This window comes from Pseudoalteromonas sp. UG3-2, from assembly GCF_037120705.1.
GTDB lineage: Bacteria > Pseudomonadota > Gammaproteobacteria > Enterobacterales > Alteromonadaceae > Pseudoalteromonas.
This window is the reverse complement of record NZ_JAWLJU010000001.1, coordinates 303,106-320,423: the sequence shown is the minus strand read 5'-3', so window position 1 is coordinate 320,423 and position 17,318 is coordinate 303,106. Positions and strand designations below refer to the sequence as shown.

Below are 17,318 nucleotides of genomic sequence, written 5' to 3'. Positions count from 1 at the left end.
CCGCAACTTTTCTTGGCAATAAATCGTAAACCCCTGCACATAGAGTAAAAATCAAGATATCATCACAGATTGAATGTCGAACTAAGGTAAGCACTGTGAACGTCATAAAATTATTCGCTTTTCTCGTTCTGATAACGTCAACAATGAGCTCAGTATTGGCACAAACTCAGGGGTATCAAACGCCCTCCGCTGAGTTGGCTAAATTGGTCGATGCGCCACTGATCCCGGCGAGCCGCTTAAGCGCTAACGGTAAATGGTTGGCATTGTTAGAGCGCAAGAGAGTTGTCAGCTTGGCTGAGCTTGATCAACCTGAGCAGGCTTTGGCTGGCATTAAGTTTAACCCCAATACCTTTATGCGTAGCAACGGCCAACAATACAGTGGCATTGAGTTTAAGCACGTGGACACTGGCGCCTTGATTAAGGTATCGGGCTTACCCCAGGGAAAAATCCGCGCACCACATTGGAGCCCAGACAGTCGCTACCTGGCGTTTATTCTAGAGCAGTCAACGCAATCCACCTTGTGGGCTTACGACATTGAAAAACGCAAATTAACTCAGCTGACGCAGTCAACCCTTAATGGCGTGGTGACCAGTACGCCTTATCAGTGGTTACCCGATAGCAGCGCGTTGATTGTGAATATTGCTTTTAATCACGGCAAGCAGCCAGAAGCCAAAACCAAGGCGGCATTGACTCCGGTGATCCAAACCACTGCGGGGAAAAAAGGCGCGACTCGAACGTATCAAAACTTGCTGCAAGATCCATTCGATATCAAACTATTTAAGTTTTATGCCCAAGGGCAGCTGATAAAGCTCAACCTCAATGCCAATGCTCAGCAAATTGGTAACCCCACTTACCTAAAACATTTTTCGGTTTCACCGGATTCCACCAACTTGCTGGTAAGCATGATGGACGAGCCGTTTTCTTATCTGGTGCCTTACAGCCGCTTCCCTGCGGTTTGGCAAGTGTGGGGCATGCGCGGCTTCCCATTGTATGAAGTGGCCAGACAGCCGCTCGCCGACTCATTACCAGCAGGATTTGACAGTGTGATCACAGGGCCGCGCAAAATTCACTGGCGTGCGGATGAAGGCGCTACTCTGATCTGGGCCGAAGCCCAAGACGGCGGTGATATGTCAGCCACAGTAGAGCATCATGATTATCTCTATAGTATCAGTGCGCCCTTTAAAAAAGCGCCTAAGCTTTTTGCCAAGGTTGAACATCGCTTTTCCAGTATTTATTGGGCTAATAACAGCGTGGCACTGCTCAAAGAGTGGCGTTTTAGCGACCGTAGTGTACGGACATCGGTGTTTTCGCCGTTAAGCCCGCAGCGCAATCGGGTGGTGTTTTCACAGCGCAGTTACAATGACGCCTACCAAGATCCTGGCCGCTTTGTATTTGAAAACAGTGACCTAGGCACAAGGGTGTTAAAGTTAGTTGGCGGGCGCTATTTATTTTTGACAGGTGATGGCGCTTCAGAGAATGGCAATGTGCCATTTTTGTCCCGTTACGACATAAAAACCAATACCACCACGCGCCTTTGGCAGTCTGAGGCGCCTTATTACGAGCGTGTTCGCGCGATGCTTGACGACGAAGGCATGCGCTTTATTACGGTGCGCGAGTCGCGACAAGAGCAACCAAACTTTTTTGTTCGTGATCAGCAGTTTAACACCATAGAACAGTTAACGCGCTTTGCACATCCTTACCCGGCTTTTAAGGGCGTGGTGAAAGAGCAGATCAAATACCAAAGAGAAGATGGAGTTGAGCTCAGCGGCAACCTCTATTTGCCCACCGATTATGACCCCACTAAAGGGCGCATACCAGTGCTGATGTGGGCCTATCCTCTAGAGTACAAAGATAAAGCTGTGGCTTCGCAAGTGCGTGAGTCGCCTTATCAATTTCCCTACATTGGTTACTGGGGGCCAATGCCATACTTGGCCAAAGGCATTGCTATTTTTGACAACCCAACCATGCCCATTGTCGGTGAGGGCAATGAAGAGCCTAACGATAACTTTAGAGCGCAATTAGTGGCCAGTGCTAAAGCGGCGGTGGATACCTTGGTAGAAAAAGGCATTGCCGATCCGCAGCGAATTGCTATTGCAGGCCATTCGTATGGCGCGTTTATGGTGGCCAACTTGTTAGCCCACAGTGACTTGTTCGCCACCGGAATTGCCCGCAGTGGTGCTTATAATCGCTCATTAACACCGTTTGGTTTTCAAGGAGAGTCACGTAACTTTTGGCAGGCTCAAGATGTCTATGCCAAGATGTCGCCGTTTTTCCATGCCGAGAAAATCAACGAACCCATGTTGATGATCCACGGTGATGAAGATCCCAACTCCGGCACTTTTCCAATGCAGTCAAAGCGGATGTTTGCAGCCATCAATGGTTTGGGCGGTGAAGCAAGGTTGGTTATGCTGCCCCAAGAGGGGCACAGCTATAAAGCCAGAGAGAGCATTTTGCATGTGCTTTGGGAGCAAGAGCAGTGGTTAGAGCGGTTTTTATTTCCACCAGCTGAAGAGCCACCATTACCAGAGGTAGCTCCAACGCTTGAGCAAAGCCAGCAGCAACGGTGAATTAAGGTAACATGAGAGGTTGCCCTCTGGGGCAACCTTTATAGCATTATATTATTAAGCCTTATTAGACACTGAGCTGCCCACTGAGGCGGTAATAACCATTAAAATTGCCAGCCATTGCCACAGCGTCAGTAGTTCGCCCAAAATAAGAAAACCCGCCAACGCCGCTACGGCAGGTTCCACACTCATTAAAATACTAAACCCCTGAGCCGGCATTTTGCGCAGCGCCACCATTTCTAAACTGTAGGGCAGGGCACTGGAAAGTAAACCAATGGCAATGCCCAGAGGAATGAGTGACCAATCCAGTAACGCACTGCCTTGTGAAACGACACCAAATGGCACTACCGCCAAGGCTGCCACCGTCATGCCAATGGCCACCGTGGTGCCACCAGAGCCCTCGGTACCAGAACGTTTACCATATAAAATATAGCCAGCCCAGCATGCCCCAGCGACGAGCGCTAGCAGGACACCCACCGGATCAAGGCCATTGACATCACCTAAGTCGGGCAGTAGTAACAAAATTCCGGCTAGGGCAAAGGCCACCCATAAATAGTCGCGTTTGCGCTTAGATGAAAAGAGCGCTACAGCCAGAGGGCCGGTGAACTCTAACGCCACCCCAATACCGATGGGAATGCGGGCAATGGCGTAATAAAAGGTGATATTCATGCCACCTAAACACAAACCGTAGACAATAAAAGGCCGCCAGTTTTTCGGTAGTTTGCGCCAAGGCTTAAATACTAAGCAGAGTATTAAGGCAGAAAACCCCAGTCGATAGGCCGTGGTGCCCTCTGGCCCGACAAAAGGAAAGAGCTGTTTTGCAATGGAAGCACCAGATTGGATCGTCACCATGGCACACAATAAGCAAAGTATTGCGATGATAAAATCGCGATTAAGTAATGGCATCAGCACCCCAAATAAACCAAATCACTGGTAGCAAAAAGCATCAATGGCCGTAGTCTAATAGGGAGCATTACATGGCTCAATGAATTTTGTATATTTTATGCTTTTATTTTTAAAGCTAATCTTTATTTAGTAATTTACTTACTTTTTGTTTGCTAATATTTCAGCTTGTTATCCTTTGAGATGCGTGAGCACAAAGGCGACTTGTCTTGCAAGTAATCTTGCCAAGCCTGTTCGTGTGCCGCCATTGTGCGATGTTTTTTAGCGCCAAAATGTGCCTCACGGTCTTTATCCGTGAGAAATGGCCCGGCACGGCAAATAGTACAAAAGCCGTCTTCTAGGTAGGGCGGCTGATGTAATTGTTGGCGCAGCGGATGCAAAGCCAGCGGCGACCAATAATAGCTAATTCCACTGGTGTCTTTAACGTGTTTATCACGGTCAACATTGCGGATTTTATATTCTGGAAATTGGTGAATATCAAAAGCAGATTGACCCAGGTAATGTTGTGTTGTGTCTTGCGTTAAGCTGCCCTCAATATTCCACTCTAAATAAGGCTTAACGTCTTTAGAAGTGATGATGCTCAGCTGCTGGCCATCGGGGTCAAGGGCATAGTGAGTCGAGTTCAGTAAAAACAGTCGCAATAAGCGACGGTTTAGGGTGTTAATGGTTAATGCTTGCTGTTGAAATTCTGCGTGTGAAGCAAACCCAGGCAGTAATGGGAATTGAAAAATAACGGCATCAAAGCGCTGTGTGCCTAATTGTTGCCAGCTACTCGGTTGCGTGACATCAAAGCCTGTGAGTACCTCAATATTCAGCGCGCGCAGCGCATCGAAGGCGTTGTGACGATATTTTTGTTTTAGAGTGGTTTCACTGTCGTAGACACTGGCACATAAATAAGCGGGTTTAAGGTGTTTAGCCAAAGACAGTGAAAAGCTTAAGTCGCCATCTCCCACCGTAAGAATACGCCACTGTTTATCTACAATCATAATGCTCGTCAATCTAAAAAAGGGCTACTTTAGCAAACCTGTACAGATCAGGGTAGCACTGGTTATTCATGACCTGCTTTTAGCGTACAGCGATAGCCTATTAAACATACTGCGCCGGCAATAAACCAACGCACATCTGCGATGGTGGGAAACAGCAACAATGCTGTCTTACCCACACGAGTTGATTGAGAAGCGGGTGGTGTTCACATGCGAAACGCTTAATGTGCTAGTTGGTCCAGAAGCTCCATTACTTCCATGCTGGCGTGTTCCATCTGGTTCAGTAACTTGACTGCAGCTTGTGTGTCACCAGCCTGAAAGCGTTTCATGGCTTCAACTCCGGCGCGGTGTACTTCACGATGGGGAGACTCAAGGCGCTTATAGGCATTGTGGTTACCAAATTGCTGAGCACCTTGTTGACCGTACCACTGCCCCAATCGGCACATTGTGTGGTCGGCAAAGTCATCAATGCTTTTGTGGCTATTACCAATAATGACGTTATAGACATCGCCTTTCCATACCACATGATCAAGTTTCACCGTTTGCACAAAAGTTTGCGTGGTCGAGCTGGAAATGGTGTTTTTCATCGAATCACAAGAGCGGGTGATCCCTTCATACTCATCATTTAAATGACCAATGCTGTCTGACAAATTAATGTTTGCAGCTTGAATTTCCTCAACCGCACCGACGGTGGTGTGGGTGGTATCAATGATTTTTTTCACCAAATCGGACACTTCATTGGCCGATTCATTGGTGTTATTGGCCAAGGCCCTGACTTCATCTGCTACTACAGAGAAGCCACGTCCGGCTTCACCAGCTCGTGCAGCTTCAATTGCGGCGTTTAGAGCCAGCAAGTTAGTTTGATCAGAAATTTTTGAGATGGTAGTAACAAAGGTGTTGATGTTGTCTGCCATTTCCGACAACCCAGAAATGTTCTCTGTCATTCTATCCATATTGCTGGTGAGCCCATCCATGCCAGTTAAAATATTCTTTAGGGCTTTTTCTGATTTATCAAAAGCTTGGTTAACTTGCTCTATGGATTGACTCTCTTGCTCGATGTGCATAAAACTGGCAAGTACGGTTTCTCTGATCCCTTGAATTTGACTGAGCCCTGTTAAGGCACACTGCAAGAGTTGGTTGTCGGTGTTGTCGTTGAGCTCACTTTGGGCTTCGATAACTTGTTGCTTTAAGCTTTCGTTTTCTGCTGCCAACTGTTCATTGTCTTGACGAAGCTGGAGGATTTCTTGTTGTGCTGCGACAAGCGCTTGTTCTGATTCATTATTTGAGAAGAGTTTTGCAAACACCGGATTGTTCCTACTAACTGGGTATTAACGGAAGCTTAGCAATGTTTGATTACCTCTACCATACCAATGTATTACTTTTTAGTTGAACCTAGTGTTTTTTTAATTTCAGTCAGAAGAGTTGCGAATGCTAGAGCGGACATTTTTACCGCTTTTGTCACGGTACATTTTTTCATCTGCCGCATGGATGATTACATCGGGCGGCTGGCCAGGCTCGACTCTGACAACGCCGACACTGACATTGATGTCGTAATCTTCTAATCCCTTCATCAGTGCCGCTCTTACATCATCTAATTTGGGGCGAGCGCCATCGGCAAACGCGATAAATTCATCACCGCCAATCCGAAAGCCTTGCTTATCACCAAAAAATGCCCGCATATTGTCGCAAAATTGCACTAATACCTGATCGCCTGCGTGGTGACCATGAGTGTCGTTCACTTGTTTAAAGTTATCGAGATCCAAATACAGCAGCCACTGATTGTCGAAGCTGTGGTCGCGCAAATGTTCAAAGCAAGACTTGCGACTGCCAACACCGGTCATGGCATCATGGTTGGCTTCATAGTGCATTTTTGCTTCAAGCTCTTTGCGTTTGACAATCTCTTGTTGCAACTCTTGGTTAATCTGTTTTTGTTTTTTAAAGAGCCCAAAAAGGCTGTAACTGAGCAGCAGAAAACCAATGTTTTTCAGGGAAGTATCTAACAAAAACAAGGAAATGGTTTGGCCTGCATAGAAATCTTCAGCAACATCTAAGGCGAGCCCCGCTGTGTAAATGGCAATGGCGATTTTTATCAAGCGGTTACTTATGGTATAGAGCATAATCCGAAGTAAAGTGAGTGATAAGCCTAGCCAAATGACTTCTTCATAACTTTCAAAATGTCCGACCCCAATGGACCACTGCAGCCACAGCAGAGCGGCAACAATAAGCCAAATAAACAACAGCGGAAAGTAATATTTCATGGCATCGAGGTCGACGAAAATCGTGACTAGGTAATCTTAGGTATAGCTAAGTTAAGGCAATCAGTAAACGTTTCACTGGTTGTAAGCACCTATTATGTTAATTCTAATGCTTGCGAAATCATAAATAAGTGACTGACAAACACCAACGAGGTTAATACCGTGCGCATCTTACAATAATCTTTATGGTAGTCTTGCCAGCGCGGCATGGCGCGCTCGATGCCATACACAATCCAGTAAGCCACCGCTAAGTAAGATAAGAGCCACTGTGGCGCCAGCGCGCTGATCAATGGGTAGGGGATCACCACTAATACGGCTAGGATGGCATGGCTTTGACTTTGCTCGCCTGCGCGCCACAAACTGCCAGCCATAAAGGCTAAAATGCCTAAACTGTAAAACACAAAAGCATTGAGGATTTCACTGGTGGCACCGAGCATCAGCGTGCCAGCGATACAGGCTAAAAAAGGTAAAAAACCTAGGTATCCCAATTGAATATGATTGAAGTAGGGGTGCATAAATTCTCTCAGCAGTTAGATTGCAAGGTGATCATACCTTATCTGTTAGGCATTTATACCGCAAAGGGGCCTTCTGTGATCACTTATTTCCCATGACAAAGTTAGGTAATCAGTTTTTTCGATTACCACAATCCAAACAATCTGTTTTATTTAAAGCTCAGCATTCCTTATCTTAGTAATCAAGCCAAGGCGAGATGACTCGCTAACTTAATTCAAACTAAACCATAGTGAGGAAAACAATGAGCAATTCATTAATCAACACAACAATCAAACCATTCAATGCAACCGCGTATCACAATGGTGATTTTATTGATGTATCAGAAAAAAGCCTACTTGGTAAATGGTCAATCGTATTCTTTTATCCAGCAGACTTCACGTTTGTTTGCCCAACTGAGCTAGGCGACCTTGCAGACTACTATGCACAGCTTCAAGAAATGGGCGTTGAAGTGTACTCAGTTTCAACAGACACCCACTTCACGCACAAAGCATGGCACGATGCCTCTGAAACCATCAAGAAAATCCAGTTCCCAATGATTGGCGACCCAACTGGCAAAATCACTCGCAACTTCGGTGTGATGATTGAAGAAGAAGGCCTAGCATTACGCGGTACTTTTGTAATTAACCCAGAAGGTGAAATCAAAGTAGTTGAAACCCACGACTTAGGCATCGGCCGTAGCGCCAAAGAGCTGGTTCGTAAAGTGCAGGCGGCACAATACATCGCTCAGCACGATGGCGAAGTTTGCCCAGCATCTTGGCAGCCAGGTGAAGAAACATTAGCACCTTCACTAGACCTAGTTGGCAAAATCTAAATAGCCAAACGGAGCGCCTCGCGCGCTCCACATTACTTAATTTAGTTTTTGCGAATTTTTACTTAGAGGGTTTCCCGACATGTTAGACAATCAAATTAAAACTCAATTACAAAGCCACTTTAGCTCTCTACAACACCCGATTGAACTGAGCATAGCTGTTGATGACAGTAAAAAATCGCAAGAGCTAAAAAGCTTGGCTGAAGACTTAGCAACGCTAAGTGAAAAAATTACAGTAACCAAAGCTGAAGGGGCTGAACGCATTCCACAAATGGTGGTAAAAGGTGTGCAGTCTGGAAGTGAGATCACCTTTTCCGGTGTGCCTATGGGGCATGAGTTCACCAGCCTAGTGTTGGCACTATTGCACTCAGGCGGTCATGAAACTAAAGCCAGTGCCGATGAGCTTGAGCAAATTGCCACTATCGATAGGCCGCTTAATTTCGAGGTTTATATATCATTAAGTTGCCAAACTTGCCCGCAAGTGGTGCAGGCGCTAAACCTCATGGCGGCGCTAAACCCTAATGTTAAAGCCACTATGATTGATGGTGCTTTGTTCCAGCAAGAAGTGGATGAGCGCAATATCATGGCTGTGCCAACGGTGTATCTTAATGGCGAGCAGTTTAGTCAAGGCGCGGTAACATTGGCGGACATCCTCCTTAAATTAGACAGTAAAGCGGGCGAAAAGCAAGCGGCCAAACTTAATGACAAAGACGTGTTCGACGTTCTGGTTGTGGGAGGCGGGCCCGCTGGCGCTTCCGCTGCAATTTATTCCGCTCGTAAGGGATTGAATACTGGGGTAGTGGCTGATCGTTTTGGTGGTCAAGTAGCCGATACACTCGGAATTGAAAACTTTATTTCAGTGCAGAAAACCGAAGGGCCTAAGCTTGTCGCTCAGCTTGAAGAGCATGTTAATGAGTATCAGGTCGATGTAATGAAAAACCAGCGCGCTGCTGGTATTACCAAAGGGGACACCCTAGACATTACACTGGAAAACGGCGCAGTTCTCAAAGCCAAATCGGTGGTATTAGCCACCGGCGCTCGCTGGAGAAGCATGAATGTGCCAGGCGAGGCTGAATACAAAGGTCGCGGCGTTGCTTATTGCCCACATTGCGATGGCCCGTTATTTAAAGGCAAGCCGGTTGCAGTGATTGGCGGTGGTAACTCAGGAATTGAGGCGGCCATAGACCTTGCGAACATTGTTGAGCACGTTACGGTATTGGAGTTTGCTGACAGCTTAAGAGCCGATGAAGTCTTGATCAAAAAAGCTAAGAGCCTTGCCAATGTGACGATTATTAAAAATGCCCAAACCACAGAAGTGGTAGGGGATGGCAATAAAGTCACCGGGCTTAATTACACTGACCGTGTGACAGGCAAGGCAAAGTCACTAACGCTTGCTGGCATTTTTGTTCAAATTGGCTTAGTACCAAACACAGAGTGGTTAAAAGAAAGCGCTGTGACATTAAACCGCTTTGGTGAAATAGAAATTGATGACAAAGGCGCCACCAATGTTCCAGGCGTGTTTGCCGCCGGAGATGCCACTACCACACCATTTAAGCAAATTATTATTGCAATGGGGGCTGGAGCAACGGCAAGCCTAGGTGCTTTTGACCACTTGATCCGCTCAGGACAAGAAGACGAGCAAGCCGCTTAACTCATTAACGGAAAGAATCATTGCAACATCAAATGCGAGCCATTTGATAATACACCCATGCAATGCTCCAAAGCCACGCAAATGCGTGGCTTTTTTTACTTGTTATGTTTAGCGTTAAGTTGAAAAGCTTTTATTTAGACACCCACCTCTAATTTGTTCCTTTTCGAAAACTTGTCTACTGTTAGCTATGTACTCAAGGATTGAGGAGACATCACCATGGCAACAGCCAGAAAAAGACAGATCAGTTTAGCCGATACCAAGTACTACCACTGTATTTCTCGCTGCGTAAGGCAAGCCTACTTGTGTGGTAAAGACATGGTCACTGGCAAATCTTATGAGCACCGCCGCAATTGGGTGGAACAAAAGCTCTTACTTCTGGCCAATGCTTTTTGCATTGATGTTTGTGCTTATGCCGTGATGAGCAACCACACTCATATTGTTCTGTATGTCGATGATAACAAAGCAAAACGCTTGTCAGATAGGGCCATAGTTATGCGTTGGCATAAGCTATATAAAGGAAGTTGGCTCACGAACAAGTTTATCAATGGTGAGGCTCTCAATGAGTCAGAGCGCGTCATGCTTGCTGTGCAAATCAGTCAATACAGGGAAAGGCTGGCGAGTATCAGTTGGTTTATGCGTGTACTCAATGAAGACATTGCTCGAAGAGCAAATAAAGAAGATGGCTGTAAAGGGCGCTTTTGGGAAGGGCGATTTAAGTCACAAGCATTACTCGATGAAGCCGCACTTGCCGCTTGTATGGCATATGTAGACTTGAATCCTATTCGTGCTGACATGGCCAAAACACCTGAAACTTCAGATTACACCAGCATTAAAAAACGCATCGAGCATGCAAAGCATGGTAAGCAGCCAAGCAGTTTATTGCGTTTTGCCGGAAACCCTAAAAAACACATGACGAAAGGAATTCCCTTTGAATTCGAGTATTACTTGGAGCTAATTGAATTAACAGGGCAAAGCATACGGAGCGATAAAGCCGGGTACATCGACGAAACACAACCCATTCTTGCAAGGTTAAACATTGAACCCGAGAATTGGGCTAAACTCACAACGCAGTTTTCCCATGTATTTCATGGCGCTGCAGGCCGGCCACAAGCAATCACCAGCTATTGCGAAACCATGAGTAAAAAACGACGAAAAGATATTAAAAACTCTGAACGTCTACTTGCATAACAAGCCAAGCATACTCAGTTTACAGTCTGTGGCTAGATTACTCACACCCTAAGTATCTACTAATCAAAGAAGTACTGTTTGGGTAGTGTGCAAGTTACTTTCTATATGTAATGGCTATATTTTTCGACAAAACTAATTGTTAAACCAACTTACTTTGCAAATTAGTGTTGCTTGTAGTGGGTGTCCAGATAACTTTTGCTAAGTCGAAATTCTAGGAAGTTGATTTTTATTTCCATTATTTGCAGTGGGTGTCTATATAACTTTGGAAGGTATAGCACCTTTTTTAGGAAGTCGTTAACTAATCCCTGCAACAGTGTTATTACCTCATACAGGCTCTACCCAAAAGGCTCCGACTTCTTTTTTTACTACTTTGACCTCTGTACCTGCAGCAATTGGCTGTTTACTTTTTAGTTGCCAAGCAACACCAGAGTAACTATGAAAGGTGCGGCTATCGGCATTAAGATCTTTTTCAAGAGTAAACGTCAGTTCGGCAAAGTCACTGTGAACTTCTTTATTATCAGAGGTTTCTTGCGTGCGCTTTAAGGGCTTCCAAAGAAATACTGCCAATAAAGTGGTGACGAGCGCATTAAACCACAAAGCGGTTAGCCATGATGCCTCAAGGACATCTGCGTACATGAGGCCGCCACTGATCACCAATGACATCCCCAGGAAAAATAACACAAAGGTGGCAAAGCCAAGAACCACCACTTCAACAATTAAGCAGGCAATACCCAGCACGACAAGGGTTTGCGGTAAATAATCGAGTAGTAGTTCCATGGTGACTAGCCTTGTTTTTTATTCAGCGAATTAATGATAGACATCCCCTGCGCTACTAAAGAACTTGGATCGGTGCCATTTTCTGGTAGCAGGACCACAGAAGACTCTTTGGCGATGGCTTCTTTGGCCGTTATTGCTTTGGTGGCCAAATCCAATTGAATGGCTTTTTGGCCTTCTTCGGTATTAGCCGCTTCACCTACCTTGCGCAAGGCGTCTGCTTGGGCTTCTGCAACTGCTAAAATGGCTTTTGCTTCACCTTCAGCGCTTAGGATTTGCTCCGCTTTCTCCGCTTCAGCGGCAAGGACTTGTGCTTGCTTTTTACCTTCGGCAACATTGATGGCAGCTTGACGATCACCTTCAGACTCAAGAATTTGTGCACGTTTTACCCGCTCGGCTTTCATTTGCGCTTCCATGGCTTCCATTACAGAATTAGGAGGCACTATGTCTTTGATCTCATAACGCAGTACCTGGATCCCCCAGGGATCAGAAGCAGCATTGATGGCCGTCACAATGTTGGTGTTTAGCAGGTCACGCTCTTCAAAGGTCTTATCGAGCTCCATCTTGCCAAGTTCACTACGCATGGTGGTTTGCGCCAACTGTGTTACGGCAAAGATGTAATCGTCGACGCCATAAGTGGCCTTGTAGGGATCCATAACACGAAAATACAATACGCCATCGACTATCAGCGAAATGTTATCTTTGGTGATGGCCGACTGCGATGGCACATCTACCGCCTGCTCTTTAAGGCTGCGATCAGCTGCTACGCGATCGATAAAAGGAACAATAAAGTTTAAACCCGCTTCTTTGGTCGATTGATATTTGCCAAAGCGCTCTATTAGCCATGCGCGGTTTTGCGGCACAAACTTGATACTGCCTTTTAATGTGACAATAACTAAAACCAATAAGAAGGCTTCAATAGTGAGCAAGTATTGAAAAATAAGTGTGACTGGATCCATGTTAAAACTCCTAAAATACAAGGCATAATTTTTTGCCCGTTCCTAATATAGAATAATCAATATAAAAAAGCTATCGTAACCAGACGGTTAGTATTTTCTAAAACCATCCTATCAGGCCAATAATGCTGCGAACTTTTACAAGCAACCAGCATTGAACTAAATTTTAGTTAATATTTAGCAAAGTCAGCGGCTCCAATGTGTCTACTATAAAATACGTTCTTCGTATAACATGGATAGTGTCACTATATTGTCTTACTGCTTGGTCGGTATACGCTGAGCCCATTTCGATCCGTATTTACTTGGATGATGAGGAGGATCTTGCGGTGCTCTCCAATAAGGCTCAGCCACAAAATATTGCTGCGGCGACCAACTATTTACTTTTCTCAAGGTTAAACAGCGTTGATATCGAATTCATTGGTGGCAGTTATAATCGTACCTTGATAGCTTTAGACTCTAGTCGCTTCGCTGCGTGTACCTTAAACAAAGTGAAAAACACCCAGCGGGAAGCAAAGTATATGTTCAGTCAACCAGTAAATATATATATAAGCAGGCGGCTATACCAACACGCAAGCTTACCGCCCCTATCAAAGGAGGTGCTAAATGAAGACGGCGAAATCATTTCTCTCGAAAAGCTTTTTCAAGCTTATCCGGACAAACTACTGGTGATCTCCGACACTATCTCGTATGGAGTTTTTTATGATCAAGCTCTAGCGGCACTCGATAGCAAAAATAAAACTTTCAGAGGTGGAAGCAGTTACTACGAAACCACCCATCGTATGTTTGAATCGCGAAGAGTGGATTTTATCTTGGCTTTTCCCGTGGAAGTGTTGCGTTATGGCAAAAATAATCAAGCTATGTACCAAGCCTACACGGTGGCTGGTGCGCCAAAGTCCAGCATTGGCCATCTCATGTGCAACAAGCATAGTCACAGCGAAGCGTTTTTAAGGAGCATAAATGTTGCCCTCAATAAGCTGTATCAACAACCTGAGTTTTTAAATGCGCACCTGAATTTTTTACCAGAGCAAGATCATCCGCAAATTAAACAACTAATAAAGCAGACTATCTCATCTTTAAAGCTGAGTAATTAATGCTTACTTAAGAAAAAACTGCAGGTTTAATGTGTTTACAGCTTTTCTCCCACAGCTGGCTAAAGTATTACTCAATGCTGTTACCAGCCGGTAAATCGTGGCCAATATGTCACTTCATCGTGACTATAAACATGGTAACCTTGGTGCTGAGCGGCGGTTGCACAGGCGTGGTTTGGCAATATCCGCAGCAACTCTCCGTGTTGAATATCGGGTAATGGAAAACCAGGCTCGCACTCTATAATGCCATGTTCTTGACTCGCACTAACTACCTTTAAACCTGGAATAAGAGTACCTTGCGCGTCACATACTAGGCCATAGCCACAATCGTATTGTTGTGACGCCGTACCACGGTCTCGAGAAAGAGCCATCCAACCGGCATCAATAAACAAACGCTTATCTTGGCTATGCACCCCAGTTACGCGAGTTAACACCGATAACGCAATATCTTCAATATCACAGACACCCACTCCAGCCATCACCAAATCAAAAAACGGATAGACACCGGCTCGAACCTCAGAAATACCGTCGAGGTTTTCTGTGCAAAGGGCGGTTGGGGTAGAACCAATACTGGTAATCGAGGTGGCTATGCCGGCATTTTCAAGCAGTTTGGCCGCAGTTGCTACAGCACTGCGCTCGCGTTCAGCAAATTGTGCTACTTCTTCTTTACTGGTACAGCTATAAGCGCCGCCAGCATGTGTGAGTAAACCTTGATATAACCCTTTGTTTGCAAGTATTTTTGCAATCGCAATAAGACTCTTATCACTGGCATTCAGCCCCGCGCGTTTACCGTCACAGTCTATTTCTATTAAGCATGGGATTGTGCAGTCTTGTTGCTCACAAAAACGGTGCATAAATTGAGCTTGTGCAAGGCTATCGAGCAAAATGGTCACTCGGCTACCTTGATTAATTAGGTCGAGCACACGAGGTAATTTATCTTCAGTAATACCAACTGCATAAGTGAAATCCTTATATCCAGCTGCGGAAAATACTTCAGCTTCTTTTAAGGTAGAAACGGTACAGCCACCGTTAGGCTGTGTGATATAGCTGGCGGCATCGATGGATTTGACGGTTTTAAGGTGTGGGCGAAAGGCGACCTCAAAGTGGTCCAAGTGTGACTCCAGCATTGATATGTTATGTAAAAAAGCGACCTTATCTACCAGTAAACAGGGCGTCTCAAGCGTTTGAAAGGTGGGGAGCATTGTATTTCTCCTGTCATAATAAATTGAAATCTACTCAGCTATAAATAAGCCAGAAGATAACTGCATAATTTCCATTTTATTACTGTCCGACCATGCGCGTTGATGAGCTTCAGCGGCGCTTAACCATTCAAATTGGAGGTGTTCAGCAGCTGCTAGCGTGATGGTGATTGAATTGGGCACCTTAACGCTAAAAACATGTTCGGTGTTTATCAAACTCCCTGGTTGATAACGATGTCGCCATTGTGGGCGAATTTCATAATGGTGCGTTCTTTGATGATCCGTGAGCGATAGGTTTAGAGCATGGCAGTCAATACCCGTTTCTTCCTTCAGCTCTCGATAAGCCGTTTGTAACGGTGTTTCACCTTCGTCTATTCCTCCTGTTACCGATTGCCAAAAGTTTGGGTCGTCGGCCCGCTGCAGCAATAGAAATCGTCCTGCGTCATTATAAATAACAACGAGGACTGAGAAAGGTTTTCTTAGTACAGACATTATTCACTTAAGTTTAAGAAACGCAGGTACAAGTGTAACTAGGTCGTTAGTGCTGAGCAAGCCTTATCCAATGTCATCAACAACGAAAAAAGCAGGCCAACCTGGCCTGCATAAAAACTCCAATAGCAACAAGCCGTGCCAAGGAAATCCCAATAATGCCAACATCCTAGTCAGCAAGCTCTACTTCTCGGGAGTCCAATTGTGACGGTTAAATATCCAATCAGGGATTGTCTCAATGGAACAAAACAATGCTAATTTATTGTTTATCAGTTGTAAACATTTATTTTTGGTATTTGTCTTAATTGCAGTTTTTTTATTCGATGAGGGGGGAGGTGGTTGTCTTCCTAACTTATTTAACTCGAACCTAAACTCGAGGTCAGTGTCTTATTAAATTTTCTATCTTTAACTCTTCTTTTATTCTTTGCCAGCACTTTAAAGTGGGTGTCTTTTATCTCTTCTATCAAGCTTATTCAAAATGGCTCGGAATTGACCTAACTACTTGTGAAAAATAACGCTTTAATTCTGGGTTTTATCTATAATTAGTTGCTGATGGCTAGTTTGTGTGTAATACTTTTTTCGTAATTTTACGTTGGGATAGCGTGTGAACATATTTAGAAAGCAGCCCCTTGAAACACAGGCGCTAGTCAAAGAGTTAAATGATGCAAAAGCATTTATTAAAGCTGTTGAAAATTGCGTTGCGAAGATTGAGTTTACACCAGATGGTGAAATCATCGCCGTGAATGACTTATTTTTAGCTGCGGTGGGCTATCGCCAAGAACAAGTGCTTGGTCAGCATCATCGTATTTTTTGTCTACCCAGTTACGCCAAGACGGCAGAGTATCGCGCCTTTTGGCAAGACCTCAAAAAAGGCACAGCGAAGTTTGGTCATTTTGAGCGTATAAAACAGGATGGCGAGGTCATATGGCTCGACGCTACCTATTTCCCAATAGCAGAAAATGGCATTGTTACCAAAGTAGTAAAGATAGCTTCGGATATTACTAAAGAAAAGCAGCAGTTAGCAGCGCAACAAGCGTTGGCAAAAGCGTTAGATAAATCAATGGCCACTATTGAGTTTATGCCAGATGGTACAATCGTAACTGCGAATCAAAACTTTCTTAACCTGATGGGTTACACCGAGCAAGAAGTCAAAGGGCAACATCATAAAATATTCTGCACAGAATCCTTTTATCAGCAACATCCCAACTTTTGGCAAGAGCTAGCGCGTGGCGAGCATAAGTCTGGCCGTTTTCAAAGAGTATGTAAAAACGGCAGTGACGCCTGGATAGAAGCCACATACAACCCTATTTTTGACAGTGATGGGCGAGTTGAAAAAGTCATCAAATTTGCAACCGATATAACATCACGTGTTGAAAATGCCGAGCAAATCAAAGAGGCAACATTGATTGCCCAACAAACATCAGAAAAGACTGAAGAGACTGCAAAAGACGCGGTAATACAATTAGCTGATGCTGTGGATGAAGCAAGCACGACCAGTAAAAAGGTGCTCGATGCCTCTAACCTAATAATGCAGCTCAACGAGCAATCAAAAGAGATCTCTGCAATCGTATCTACTATCAGTGCTATCGCGGAGCAAACCAATTTGTTAGCTCTTAATGCAGCAATTGAAGCGGCAAGAGCAGGGGAACAAGGTCGCGGTTTTGCGGTGGTAGCAGATGAGGTTAGAAACCTTGCGGCTAGAACAACAACCTCAACCGATGAAATTAATGAGGTCGTCAAGAACAACGAAGTACTGACTAATCAAGTGAATGACATGATGAAGTTGGTATCGGAAAGTACAGAGCACGGCTTAGAAAATATTCACGCAGTAAGTGATGTGATGACCGAGATAAGAACCAGCGCTGAGCAGCTTTCAGACACAATACGGACCTTACTAGAGCGCTAAATCATCAATTGATTAAGGTGTGGCTTGATAAAAGTGTGGCG

At 44.9% G+C, this 17,318-nt stretch carries 15 protein-coding genes; 6 read left to right on the top strand and 9 right to left on the bottom strand.

Annotation, left to right across the window (positions count from 1 at the left end):
* The first annotated feature begins 143 nt into the window (after positions 1–143).
* Complete coding sequence (locus R3P39_RS01255) at positions 144–2,567, top strand: S9 family peptidase (protein WP_336565196.1); 2,424 nt, start codon at positions 144–146, stop codon at positions 2,565–2,567.
* Positions 2,568–2,621: 54 nt separating this feature from the next.
* On the opposite strand, the gene R3P39_RS01250 is transcribed toward R3P39_RS01255, so the two are convergent.
* From R3P39_RS01250 to R3P39_RS01230, 5 genes are all read right to left on the bottom strand, one after another.
* Entirely contained in the window at positions 2,622–3,470 is an 849-nt protein-coding gene (locus tag R3P39_RS01250) for an EamA family transporter (RefSeq protein WP_336565195.1), read from the bottom strand.
* 152 nt (positions 3,471–3,622) lie between these two features.
* Positions 3,623–4,453, bottom strand: a complete 831-nt coding sequence (locus R3P39_RS01245) for a class I SAM-dependent methyltransferase (RefSeq protein WP_336565194.1) — start codon at positions 4,451–4,453, stop codon at positions 3,623–3,625.
* 218 nt (positions 4,454–4,671) lie between these two features.
* Positions 4,672–5,754 carry a methyl-accepting chemotaxis protein gene (locus R3P39_RS01240; protein ID WP_336565193.1) on the bottom strand — a complete coding sequence of 361 codons (1,083 nt, stop codon included), beginning with the start codon at positions 5,752–5,754 and terminating at the stop codon, positions 4,672–4,674.
* 105 nt (positions 5,755–5,859) lie between these two features.
* Positions 5,860–6,708, bottom strand: a complete 849-nt coding sequence (locus R3P39_RS01235) for a GGDEF domain-containing protein (protein WP_336565192.1) — start codon at positions 6,706–6,708, stop codon at positions 5,860–5,862.
* A 92-nt stretch (positions 6,709–6,800) separates the two neighbouring features.
* Positions 6,801–7,220 carry a DUF3429 domain-containing protein gene (locus R3P39_RS01230; protein WP_336565191.1) on the bottom strand — a complete coding sequence of 140 codons (420 nt, stop codon included), beginning with the start codon at positions 7,218–7,220 and terminating at the stop codon, positions 6,801–6,803.
* Positions 7,221–7,459: 239 nt separating this feature from the next.
* On the opposite strand from R3P39_RS01230, the gene ahpC reads away from it, so the two are divergent.
* From ahpC to R3P39_RS01215, 3 genes are all read left to right on the top strand, one after another.
* Positions 7,460–8,029 (top strand): alkyl hydroperoxide reductase subunit C, encoded by a 570-nt coding sequence (ahpC, locus tag R3P39_RS01225; protein ID WP_336565190.1) that lies wholly within the window; start codon positions 7,460–7,462, stop codon positions 8,027–8,029.
* 79 nt (positions 8,030–8,108) lie between these two features.
* A complete protein-coding gene (gene ahpF, locus R3P39_RS01220) occupies positions 8,109–9,677 on the top strand; it encodes an alkyl hydroperoxide reductase subunit F (protein ID WP_336565189.1) in 1,569 nt (522 codons plus the stop codon).
* A 216-nt stretch (positions 9,678–9,893) separates the two neighbouring features.
* Positions 9,894–10,865 (top strand): transposase, encoded by a 972-nt coding sequence (locus tag R3P39_RS01215; RefSeq protein WP_336565188.1) that lies wholly within the window; start codon positions 9,894–9,896, stop codon positions 10,863–10,865.
* A 324-nt stretch (positions 10,866–11,189) separates the two neighbouring features.
* Here R3P39_RS01215 and R3P39_RS01210 read toward each other — a convergent pair whose 3' ends face one another.
* Entirely contained in the window at positions 11,190–11,642 is a 453-nt protein-coding gene (locus R3P39_RS01210; RefSeq protein WP_336565187.1) for an NfeD family protein, read from the bottom strand.
* Between the two features lie 5 nt (positions 11,643–11,647).
* Entirely contained in the window at positions 11,648–12,598 is a 951-nt protein-coding gene (locus R3P39_RS01205) for a slipin family protein (RefSeq protein ID WP_336565186.1), read from the bottom strand.
* Positions 12,599–13,191: 593 nt separating this feature from the next.
* On the opposite strand from R3P39_RS01205, the gene R3P39_RS01200 reads away from it, so the two are divergent.
* A complete protein-coding gene (locus tag R3P39_RS01200) occupies positions 13,192–13,686 on the top strand; it encodes a hypothetical protein (RefSeq protein WP_336565185.1) in 495 nt (164 codons plus the stop codon).
* A gap of 80 nt (positions 13,687–13,766) precedes the next feature.
* Here R3P39_RS01200 and R3P39_RS01195 read toward each other — a convergent pair whose 3' ends face one another.
* Positions 13,767–14,885, bottom strand: coding sequence for an alanine racemase (locus R3P39_RS01195; protein ID WP_336565184.1), 1,119 nt, complete (start codon positions 14,883–14,885; stop codon positions 13,767–13,769).
* Positions 14,886–14,915: 30 nt separating this feature from the next.
* Positions 14,916–15,374 (bottom strand): dihydroneopterin triphosphate diphosphatase, encoded by a 459-nt coding sequence (nudB, locus tag R3P39_RS01190; protein WP_336565183.1) that lies wholly within the window; start codon positions 15,372–15,374, stop codon positions 14,916–14,918.
* Positions 15,375–15,975: 601 nt separating this feature from the next.
* On the opposite strand from nudB, the gene R3P39_RS01185 reads away from it, so the two are divergent.
* Positions 15,976–17,277 (top strand): methyl-accepting chemotaxis protein, encoded by a 1,302-nt coding sequence (locus R3P39_RS01185; RefSeq protein WP_336565182.1) that lies wholly within the window; start codon positions 15,976–15,978, stop codon positions 17,275–17,277.
* The last annotated feature ends 41 nt before the right edge of the window (positions 17,278–17,318 follow it).